At 65.1% G+C, this 10,290-nt stretch carries 7 protein-coding genes, 1 tRNA gene and 1 pseudogene; 4 read left to right on the top strand and 5 right to left on the bottom strand.

The window, feature by feature from the left end:
• The 4 genes and pseudogenes from AC2FL1_RS06750 to guaB all read right to left on the bottom strand — a co-directional run.
• A pseudogene (locus AC2FL1_RS06750) lies at window positions 1-526 on the bottom strand (hybrid sensor histidine kinase/response regulator); the annotation flags it as partial.
• A gap of 104 nt (window positions 527-630) precedes the next feature.
• Window positions 631-1,806 (bottom strand): RsmB/NOP family class I SAM-dependent RNA methyltransferase, encoded by a 1,176-nt coding sequence (locus tag AC2FL1_RS06745; protein ID WP_496876383.1) that lies wholly within the window; start codon window positions 1,804-1,806, stop codon window positions 631-633.
• A gap of 3 nt (window positions 1,807-1,809) precedes the next feature.
• The gene (locus AC2FL1_RS06740; RefSeq protein ID WP_496876382.1) at window positions 1,810-2,595 is read right to left on the bottom strand and encodes an MBL fold metallo-hydrolase; all 786 of its coding nucleotides are present in this window, start codon (window positions 2,593-2,595) and stop codon (window positions 1,810-1,812) included.
• Complete coding sequence (gene guaB, locus AC2FL1_RS06735) at window positions 2,595-4,043, bottom strand: IMP dehydrogenase (RefSeq protein ID WP_496876381.1); 1,449 nt, start codon at window positions 4,041-4,043, stop codon at window positions 2,595-2,597. The genes AC2FL1_RS06740 and guaB overlap by 1 nt, the downstream gene beginning before the upstream one ends.
• Before the next feature lie 172 nt (window positions 4,044-4,215).
• Here guaB and AC2FL1_RS06730 point away from each other — a divergent pair, with 172 nt between their 5' ends.
• From AC2FL1_RS06730 to AC2FL1_RS06715, 4 genes are all read left to right on the top strand, one after another.
• Window positions 4,216-5,373 (top strand): CaiB/BaiF CoA transferase family protein, encoded by a 1,158-nt coding sequence (locus AC2FL1_RS06730; RefSeq protein ID WP_496876380.1) that lies wholly within the window; start codon window positions 4,216-4,218, stop codon window positions 5,371-5,373.
• A gap of 129 nt (window positions 5,374-5,502) precedes the next feature.
• Complete coding sequence (locus AC2FL1_RS06725; protein WP_496876379.1) at window positions 5,503-7,545, top strand: ASKHA domain-containing protein; 2,043 nt, start codon at window positions 5,503-5,505, stop codon at window positions 7,543-7,545.
• A 22-nt stretch (window positions 7,546-7,567) separates the two neighbouring features.
• Window positions 7,568-8,425, top strand: a complete 858-nt coding sequence (locus tag AC2FL1_RS06720) for a class I SAM-dependent methyltransferase (protein WP_496876378.1) — start codon at window positions 7,568-7,570, stop codon at window positions 8,423-8,425.
• Window positions 8,426-8,462: 37 nt separating this feature from the next.
• Window positions 8,463-8,536 (top strand) — tRNA-Gly (locus AC2FL1_RS06715).
• Window positions 8,537-8,642: 106 nt separating this feature from the next.
• On the opposite strand, the gene dmdB is transcribed toward AC2FL1_RS06715, so the two are convergent.
• Window positions 8,643-10,262 (bottom strand): 3-methylmercaptopropionyl-CoA ligase, encoded by a 1,620-nt coding sequence (gene dmdB, locus AC2FL1_RS06710; RefSeq protein ID WP_496823689.1) that lies wholly within the window; start codon window positions 10,260-10,262, stop codon window positions 8,643-8,645.
• Window positions 10,263-10,290: the final 28 nt, after the last annotated feature.

Raw genomic sequence — 10,290 nt, 5'->3', positions numbered from 1 at the left:
CGACCCGCCAAAGAAATCCAACGTCGCCCAGCACATGCACCGACAGGCGGATATGGCCGCGCCGGGTCACCACGTCCTCACGTGCGTTGCCGTCGACCCGCGCCCTGCACTGCAACCGGTACAGCACCGCCGAGGGGTTGCCAAAGATCGACCGCAGCGTTGCAGCAAGCGTTTCATCGCTGGCGCCCGAAAACCGGATTGAGGCCGCGGCATTTCGCGCCTGAATGGCTCCCTCTTCATCGGTGACAAAGCTGGGAGTTGCGTCCTTATCGATAAACCCCGCCAACATCTGGCGCATCTGTCCTTCGACCCCACGGGCATGGCTGCTTTGGTAGAGCAGCAATCCGGTAACCAGGATCGAGGAGCCCCCCGCGGCGAACAGCGCCTTTTGCACGAAACCAGACAGGTCCCAGAACACCGCCGCACCAAAGGCCGCCAGCGCCAGCAGCAGCATCGCCGCCACCCGCGCGCGGGTACTGCGCGGGTTGTTCTGCGCAGGTGAGATCGAGGCGGTGAATTCGGTCACATTCCGGCTCCGGCATCTGAGTCGTCAGGACTTTGTCACCCATCAAGAGTTAAGCCGGCTTTAACACGACCAAAATCTTTACGCCCCAACTATACCTATAGTTGCTAAAGCTCGAACTGCAATCTCGTCAAGAGTGTAAGATAAAATCCATCCGTCCCCGACAACACGTTCCAGCGCTGGCTTTTGACCACCTGCCAGCCCCCCGCTCGCAGGAACGCATCGACCGCTCCTTCGTTTTCCTCGATCAGCATCGAGCAGGTGGCATAGGCGAGTACCCCGCCCGGCGCGGTCAGCGCAGCGGCGCGATGCAGGATCTCGCGCTGCACCGTCAGTAAGGCGGTGAATTTCTCTTCGGTCAGGTCCCACTTGCCAGCAGGCGCCCTGCGCCAAGAGCCGCTGCCCGAACAGGGCGCATCGGCCAGCACCAGGTCGAAAGGCGCCGCATTTGTCGCCTCGTCAGTATCGAGCAGGCGCACCGTCGCACCGGCCCGGGCCGCGCGCGTCGGCAGGTCGCGCATGCGCTGCGGGGCGGCGTCATGGGCGAACACCTCGATCCCCGGAACCGCCGCCAGCGCCAACGTCTTGCCCCCGCCCCCGGCGCAATAGTCAAGCACGCGCATGCCCGGTGCCAGCGGCAGCGTAGCCACGATGGCCTGGCTGGCGGCATCCTGCAACTCGACCAACCCGTCCAGATAGGCGGTCGAGCGGGCGATACCACGGGCGCCTTCGGTCACTTCCAGCGCGGTTTCGCAGGCGGGATGCGGCTGGGCGATGATCCCCTCACCTGCCAATGCCGCGATGGCGCTGGCGCGGTCGGTGCGGGCGGTATTGACCCGCAGATGCACCGGAGCGCGGCTCTGCATGACTTCGCCCGCCTGTTGCGCCTGTGCGCCCAGGCTGGCCTGGAACCGGGGCCAGAGCCAGTCGGGTATATCCGCCGCTTCGGCCCCCGGCGCGGGGTCGCGTCCACCGGCCTGTTCCTCGGGTGTCAGCGGCGCGGGTGCATGGCCTATACCGGTAAACAGATCCGCAACCGCCAAGCCCTGCGCCCGGCACAGGCCCAGGATCAGGCCGCGCCCGGTCTTGGCCCCGCCACGCGCCGCGAAGGAGCGTCGGGCGCGCAGCGCGTCGAACACATGGTCACGCAGCGCCGCGCGATCCTTGGACCCGGCAAACCGTGAGCGCCGCGCCCAGCCGGTCAACGCCTGTTCGGCGGGCTTGCCGGCCAGGATCTCGTCCAGAACCTCGATCGCGGCCTGAAGCCGGGCGGCGGGGGTCATCTCTCAGGTCTCCAGTTTCGCAAAGCCGTCACCAGCGCGATCTAACCGAGCGAATTTGGCACCGATCAGGTGACTGCCCGACCAGACGAGGTTGCGCTCGGCAATCTCTGCCAGTGCCGCGCTCCGGCTGGCGAGGGCCTGCGCCGGGTCCACGTCGAATTGGGTGGCGTTTGCTGGATCGGGCAATTGCAGCGCCTCGGAATGCACGATGTCACCGGCCAGCACCAGATCGTCGCCGATCCGCAGACCGAAATGACCGGGCGTGTGCCCCGGCAAGGCCCAGACCCGGACATCCGCACCCAGATCCGCATCCGAGCCGACCAGCCGGAGGCGGTCGGCGCAGGCCGTTAGCACCTGGGCACCGGGAGCCTCTGTGTCGCGCCAATGCGCAGCCTCAGCGGGATGCAGCAGGATCTCGGCATCGGAAAACAGCGCCGCGCCCGGCCCCAGGAGCCCGCCGCAATGATCGGCATGCAGATGGGTCAGGATCAACCGGCTGATATCGCCCGGCGCGAGTCCGGCCTGGGCCAGAAGCGTGGGCAATTGTCCACCCTCGGGCCCGCAAATGGTGCCGCAACCGGTATCGACCAGCCAGATGCGACCATCGTCATGGCGCATCAGATAGGCGTTGAACTCGGTCACTGCCGCGCTCAGGCCCGCCGCGCCCAGCAACTCGGCCTGCCGGGCGGGGGCGACATTGGCAAACACATCTGTGCTAAAGGTCATGCCGCCATCGACCAGACAGTCGACCCGCCAGGGGCCGCTGCGGACGCTGTCCACCGGATCCATCATCCGATCCGGTAGTTCGGGCTTTCGCGGGTGATCTGCACGTCGTGCACATGGCTTTCCTTGAGCCCCGCGCCGGTGATCTTCACGAACTGGCAGTTCTGGCGCATCTCACCCACGGTGGCGCAGCCGGTATAGCCCATCGCGGCACGCAACCCGCCCACCAGCTGGTGGATCACCGCACTGGCCGAACCCTTGTAGGGTACCTGCCCCTCGATCCCTTCGGGCACCAACTTGTCGCTGGCCGCGTCCTTCTGGAAATAGCGGTCGGCCGAGCCGCGCGCCATGGCGCCAAGGCTGCCCATGCCACGATAGCTTTTGAAGCTACGCCCTTGATACAGAATGACTTCTCCCGGGCTTTCATCGGTGCCCGCGATCATCGAACCGACCATGGCACAGGATGCGCCCGCCGCGATCGCCTTGGCGAAATCGCCCGAGAACTTGATACCGCCATCAGCGATCACAGGCACGTCGCCCGCCGCCTGGGCGCAATCCATGATCGCGGTCAGCTGCGGCACGCCGACACCGGCCACCATCCGAGTGGTACAGATCGAGCCCGGCCCGATGCCCACCTTGACCGCATCCGCACCGGCGTCGATCAGCGCCTTGGTGGCGTCTGCCGTGGCGACGTTGCCCGCGATCACCTGTACCATGTTCGACTGTTGCTTGATCCGGCGCACCGCGTCGATCACACCCGCCGAATGCCCATGCGCGGTGTCGACCACCACGATATCGACGCCCGCGTCGATCAGCGCCTCGGAGCGGGCAAAGCCGCTGTCGCCGACCGAGCTGGCCGCCGCCACCCGCAGACGGCCCAGATGGTCCTTGCAGGCGGTCGGGTTCAGCACCGCCTGTTCGGTGTCTTTCAGCGTCAGCAGGCCGGTCAGCCGCCCCTGCCCGTCATGCACCAGCAGTTTCTCGATCCGGCGCGCGCGCATCAGGCTTTTGGCCTCGTCCAGATCGGCAGGTTCGGCCAGCATCGCTAGGTCGTTTGTGGTCATCACCGCGCTGACCGGCATGTCATCGCTGGTGGCAAAGCGCATGTCACGGTTGGTGACGATGCCGACGATATGGCCACGGTCGTCCGTGACCGGGAAGCCGGTGAAATTATAGCGCTCCACCAAGGACTTGGCATCAGCAATGGTCTGATCCGGGCGCAGGGTGACGGGGTTGTAGACAATGCCGCTCTCGAACCGTTTGACCCGGCGCACTTCGCGTGCCTGCTCATCCACGCTCAGGTTCTTGTGGATCACGCCCATGCCACCGGCCTGGGCCATGGCAATGGCCATGCGCGCCTCGGTCACCGTGTCCATGGCCGAACTCAGAAGCGGTATGTTCAGCTTGATCTCGCGCGTCACGCGGGTTCTGGTGTCGGCGGTCGACGGCAGCACCGACGAGGCCGCCGGAACCAGTAGAACATCGTCAAAGGTGAGAGCCTCACGAATCTGCATTTGCGGTCCCCATGCATAATCCCGTTTGGCGGTGACCCTATGGCACAGTTATCCACCGGGTAAAAGGGCCAGCGCGCAGAAAACGGACGCGCCCGACCCTGATCTGTGTCAAGGCATCGTCACGCGGGCGCGCTAACCCTGCAACACGCGCGAATTGAGAAAGGAAACGCCCATGTCCGGCCCCCTCAGCGGAACCCTTGTCCTGGACCTGACCCATGTTCTGGCGGGGCCATTTGCCAGCATGACACTGGCCGATCTGGGTGCCCGCGTGATCAAGGTCGAACGCCCCGGACAGGGCGACGACACCCGCGCCTTTCCCCCCTTCAAAGACGGCAAGAGCGCCTATTTCGCCACCATCAACCATGGCAAGGAAAGCATCGCGCTGGACCTCAAGGCGCCCGAGGACCGGGCCATTTTCGACCGGTTGCTGGCGCGGGCCGATATCCTTCTGGAAAACTACCGCCCCGGCGTGATGGAGCGGCTGGGTTACGGCTGGGAGGCGCTGCATGAACGCTTTCCAAAGCTGATATATGGCGCCGTCTCGGGCTTTGGCCATACCGGCCCCGAGGCGCAGCGCCCAGCCTATGACATGGTGGTACAGGCGCGCGGCGGCGTGATGTCGATCACCGGCGAGCGTGACCGCGAACCGGTGCGCGTCGGCGCCTCGATCGGCGATATCGTGGCGGGCATGTATCTGGTGCAGGGGGTGATGGCCGCCCTGTTGCAGGTGGAACGCGGCGGCGCAGGACAAAAGATCGACGTGGCGATGCTCGACAGCCAGCTGGCGCTGTTGGAACATGCGATTGCGATTACCAGCGTCACGGGCGAACCGCCGCGACCCTCGGGCGCGCGGCATCCCTCGATCACCCCGTTCGAAACCTTTCACGCCGAGGACGGGCTTTTCGTCATCGCCGCCGGCAATGACGGCCTTTTTGCCCGCCTCTGCGACGCGCTTGCGCTACCGCTGACGGAAGATCCGCGCTTTGCCACCAACCCGGCCCGCTGTCAGAACGCGCGCCTGTTGAAACGTCTGATCGAGGCGGTGACCCTCGACCAGCCCAAGGCGTATTGGATCGAGACGCTGACCCGCGCAGGCGTGCCCACCGGCCCGATCCAGAATGTGGCCGAGGTGTTGCAGGACCCGCAGATCCGCGCCCGCAACATGGTGGTGGATGTGCTGGGACCAGACGGCAGCCCGGCCTATACCGCCGCCGGCAACCCGATCAAGATGACCGACTTGCCCGACCCGACCACCCGCGCCCCGGCGCCGGATCTGGATGCGGATCGGGCCGCGATTCTGGACTGGCTCGACCGGGACGCAGCCCACTGAACCCACATCCAGTCCACATCTTTTTGCGGCAAATGCCGCCACCGGACAGGAAAATGCCGCCCGTCGCCTTTCCGTCCGCTCAAAACACAATATTGTCGCGCACAATCGGTACTCCGGAAGGCAAAAGTCATGAGCAGCGATCCCCTCGTCGTATTCACCCCCTCGGGCAAGCGCGGGCACTTTCCCGTCGGCACTCCCATTCTGACTGCGGCGCGGCAGTTGGGGGTCGATCTCGATTCGGTCTGCGGCGGGCGCGGCATCTGTTCTAAATGCCAGATCACCCCGTCCTATGGTGAATTCCCCAAACATGGCGTCACCGTGCGTGACGGCGCACTTAGCGAATGGAACGCGGTCGAGCAGCGCTACAAGGACAAGCGCGGGCTGATCGACGGGCGCCGGCTGGGTTGTCAGGCCACTGTACAGGGCGATGTGGTGATCGACGTGCCGCCTGAAAGCCAGGTCCACCGCCAGGTGGTGCGCAAGCGGGCCGAGGCGCGAAAGATCACCATGAACCCTTCGACCCGGCTGTTCTATGTCGAGGTCGAAGAACCCGACATGCACAAGCCAACCGGCGACATGGAACGCCTGATCGCGGCGCTTTCCGAGCAATGGCAGCTGACCGGCGTGCAGACCGACCTGCATATCCTGCACCAGTTGCAGCCGGTGCTGCGCAAAGGCGGCTGGAAAGTCACCGTGGCGGTGCATCTGGGCGATGCCAGCCACCCGCCCAAGATCATGCATATCTGGCCCGGTTATTACGACGGCACCGTCTATGGGCTGGCGGTCGATCTCGGATCGACCACCATCGCCGCGCATCTGTGCGACCTGCACAGCGGCGAGGTTGTGGCCTCGTCGGGCATCATGAACCCGCAGATCCGCTTTGGCGAAGATCTGATGAGCCGGGTCAGCTATTCGATGATGAACAAGGGCGGCGACCAGGAGATGACCCGTGCGGTGCGCGAGGGGATGAACGCGCTGTTCACCCAGATCGCCGCCGAGGCTGGGATCGACAAGGCGCTGATCGTGGATGCGGTGTTTGTCTGCAACCCGGTCATGCATCACCTGTTCCTGGGGATAGACCCGTTCGAACTGGGCCAGGCGCCCTTTGCGCTGGCCACCTCGGACGCGCTGTCGCTGCGGGCCTGGGAACTGGATCTGAACATCCACCCCGCCGCGCGGGTCTATATCCTGCCCTGTATCGCGGGCCATGTGGGCGCCGATGCCGCCGCCGTGGCCCTGTCCGAGGCGCCCGACAAGTCCGAGGATCTGGTGCTGGTGGTCGATGTGGGCACCAATGCCGAGATCCTGCTGGGCAACAAGGACAAGGTGCTGGCCTGCTCCTCGCCCACCGGCCCGGCCTTTGAAGGCGCACAGATCTCCAGCGGCCAGCGCGCCGCCCCCGGCGCCATCGAACGGGTCGAGATCGACCCGATCACCAAGGAACCGCGTTTCCGCGTGATCGGTTCGGAGATCTGGTCCGATCAGGAAGGTTTTGCCGAAGCGATCGCAACCACCGGCATCACCGGCATCTGCGGCTCGGGCATCATCGAGGTGGTGGCCGAGATGCGCATGGCGGGTATTCTGGACGCCTCGGGCCTGATTGGCTCGGCCGAACAGACCGGCTCGGCCCGCTGCATTCAGGACGGACGCACCAATGCCTACCTGCTTTGGGACGGCTCAGCCGATGGCGGCCCGACCATCACCGTCACCAACCCCGATGTACGCGCCATCCAGATGGCCAAGGCGGCGCTGTATTCAGGCGCCCGCCTGCTGATGGACAAGCTGGAGGTCGACAAGGTGGACCGGGTGGTGCTGGCCGGGGCGTTCGGCGCCCATATCTCGGCCAAACATGCGATGGTGCTGGGCATGATCCCCGATTGCCCGCTGGACAAGGTCACCAGCGCCGGCAACGCGGCGGGCACCGGTGCGCGGATCGCTCTGTTGAACACTGACGCCCGGACCGAGATCGAGGCCACCGTGCGCGCCATCGAGAAGATCGAGACCGCGGTCGAACGCCGGTTCCAGGAGCATTTCGTAAATGCCTCGGCGATCCCGAACTCGGTGGAACCCTTCCCGGAACTGGCCAAGGTCCTGACCCTGCCCAAGGTCTCGTTCAACACCGGGGGTGGTGACGACGAGGGGTCTGGCCGCCGTCGCCGCCGCAGGGCATGATACCTTCCCAAAGGGAGGTATCATGACAGAGACAAACCAGGATCAGGCCGAGTATTGGGGCAAATCCGCCTCGGGCATGAAATGGCTGACCTTCGAGGAGCAGATCGCGGCCTCCTTCGCGCCGGTCGTCGATCTTCTGCTTGATCGCGCGGAGTTGAAGCCGGGCCAGCGCGTTCTGGATATCGGTTGCGGTCTGGGTGACGTCACCCTGGCCGCGTCGCGCGCGGTCGGGCCGGCGGGTCATGTGCTGGGTGTCGATATCTCGCCGCCGTTCCTCGACCGGGCCCGGGAGCGGGCCAGCGGCATGAACAACGTGGACTTTGCCCTCGCCGACGCCCAGACCGAGGCCTTTCCGCCCGCAGCGCGCGACGCCATGATTTCACGTTTCGGTATGATGTTCTTTTCCGACAACGTTGCCGCCTTCGCCAATATCGCCCATGCTCTGAAACCCGACGGGCGCATGACCTTTGCCGCCTGGGGGCCGCTGGCCGGAAACCCCTGGTTCTACATTCCCCACCGCGCGGCCACCGACCGGCTGGGCCAGATGCCCAAGGCAGACCGCAACGCGCCGGGGCCTCTGGCCTTCCACGACATTGATCGGATCACAGGCCTCATGGCCGAAGCCGGTCTTGCCGATATCGAGGCCCATGCCGTTGAAGTTAAGCTGACCCCGCCCGGCGGGTTGGAGGGGGCCTCGGCGCTCTGCACCCGATTGGGACCAGCCGCGCGGGTCCTGGCGCATTTCAACGGCACCGAGGCGGACGAAGCCGCGATCCGCGACGCGGTCAGCACTGCGCTCGAACCTTACGTCGAAGACGGCCGGATCCTCATGCCCGCCACCATCAACCTGTTCCAGGCCCGGCGCGCCGGAACCGCTTGACGCGGCTCCGGCCATTGCGTATTCGAACCCGGTGAGCGCGGGTATGGTGTAGTGGTAGCGCGCCGGCTTCCCAAGCCTGAAGTGCGGGTTCGATTCCCGCTACCCGCTCCAATCTTTCTGGCAGAGAACCCGATGCAGCTGTTTTCCGGCACGGAAAACAGCCCGGAAAACATGTGTTTTCCGGGCCGGAAATCCCCGATTTCCGGTTCCGCCCGGCTCAGCCGGTCAGGACATCCTTGAACTGATCCCGCAGCGTCCGTTTCAGCACCTTGCCGGTGGCGTTCAGTGGCAGCGCGTCCACAAAGACGACGCGGTCGGGCACCTGCCATTTGGCGATCTTGCCGTCGAAGAAGGCCAGCAGTTCCGCCTCGTCGGGCGTCTCTCCCTCGGCGCTCACCGCCACCAGAAGCGGGCGTTCGTCCCATTTCGGATGCGGAACACCGATCACCGCGGCGGTGGCCAGTTTCGGATGCGCCACGGCGATATTCTCCAGCTCGACCGAGCTGATCCATTCGCCGCCCGACTTGATGATATCCTTGGATCGGTCCCGGATCGTCATATATCCGTCGCGGTCCAGCGTTGCCACATCGCCGGTGGCGAACCAGCCATCCGACAGGATCGGCTGGTCCTGCAACTGGAAATAACTGTCCAGCACCCAATGACCACGTACCATCAGGTCGCCCTGGGTCTGGCCGTCATTGGGCAACTGGTTACCGTCGTCATCGACGATCTTCAGTTCGACCCCATAGGGCGGACGGCCCTGGTTCTCGCGCAGCTTGTGCTGTGCCTCGACCGGCAGTTCCGCGTGTTTTGCCAATGGCTGGTTGGTGGTGCCCAGCGGGCTCATCTCGGACATGCCCCAGGCATGCACCGTATCGACGCCGTAGCGGTCGCGGAATTCGGCGATCATCGAGGGCGGACAGGCCGCGCCGCCGATCACCGTGCGGGCAAGGCTCTCCAGCTTGCTGCCCTTGGCCCGTGCTGTCGTCAGCAGGCCCTGCCAGATGGTCGGCACCCCCAGCGCGATGGTCACGCCATACTGGTCGATCAGCCCCACCAGCGCCTCGCCATGCAGATCCGGCCCCGGCAGCACCATGCACGAGCCTGACATGGCACAGGCATAGGGCGTGCCCCAGGCGTTGACATGGAACATCGGCACCACCGGCATCACTACGTCGCGCGCAGAAAAGCCGATGCAATCGCGGGTGTTCGACCCGAAACTGTGCAGCATCGTCGAACGGTGAGAATAGAGCACACCCTTGGGGTTGCCCGTGGTGCCCGAGGTGTAGCACAGGCTCGATGCCGTGCGCTCGTCCAGATCGGGCCATTCAAAACCCGCATCCCCGGTAGCGATAAATTCGTCGTAGAATTCCAGCCCCTCGATCCGCGCCGCAGCCGCCTCGTCGCGCGGCCCCATCAGAATCAGCCGTTCGACGGTGGAAAGTTCGCCGCGAATCCCCTCTACCAGAGGCAGGAAGGTGGCGTCGAAAAACAGGATACGATCCTCGGCGTGGTTGAGGATATAGACCAGCTGTTCGGGGAACAGGCGCGGGTTGATCGTGTGCAGCACGAATCCGGCGCCGGACACGCCGTAATACAGCTCCAGATGCCGCCGGTTGTTCCAGGCGAGCGTTGCCACCCGTGACTGTGGCGCCAGCCCGGCCCCGCTCAACGCCGAACCGAGACAACGGGCATTGGCCGCGACCCCGGCCCAATTGGTCTCCTCGACCCCACCCTCGGTATTGACCGACCAGATCGGCGCCTCGCCATGATAGCGCGCAGCATGGTCGATCAGCGACGAGATCAGCAGCGGCTGATACATCATCTGTCCCAGCATTATCGGGTTCCTTCCCTGTTCTTCGCGT

The organism is Ruegeria sp. YKSF070 (assembly GCF_059612725.1).
This window is presented reverse-complemented; position numbering and strand designations above follow the sequence as displayed.